Annotated in this window: 1 rRNA gene; it reads right to left on the bottom strand. The window is 29.9% G+C overall.

The features are described 5' to 3' along the window. Window positions 1–50: 50 nt before the first annotated feature. Window positions 51–168 (bottom strand): 5S ribosomal RNA (gene rrf, locus ON24_RS08860). Window positions 169–318: the final 150 nt, after the last annotated feature.

Genomic DNA, 318 nt, shown 5'->3' with positions numbered 1-318 from the left:
AAAAAAAGAATAAAAAATATAACAATGTTATATAATGATCTGTAAAAAAAGGCTAGCAGCGAAATGAAACTCCCGTAGATATCTCCACAGTACTAAACAAAACGTAACAGACTTTACTTCTGAGATCGAAACGAGATCAGGTGTAGCCCTGTCACTATGACCGCTAAGCCTAAATTTATGAACATGAAAAATGATAAAAATAATATAAAACTCTACAATTTCACCCTAACTGTATACACTTAACCATAACAGTATTGAGAAGATAAAAAACATAAAAATTTTCCATCCAAATACAATAAATAAGCACACAAACTTTCA

This window comes from Methanobrevibacter boviskoreani JH1 (assembly GCF_000320505.1).
Classification (GTDB): Archaea; Methanobacteriota; Methanobacteria; order Methanobacteriales; family Methanobacteriaceae; genus Methanarmilla; species Methanarmilla boviskoreani.
Note: the sequence above shows the minus strand (reverse complement) of the source record. Positions and strands in the feature narration are given on the sequence as shown.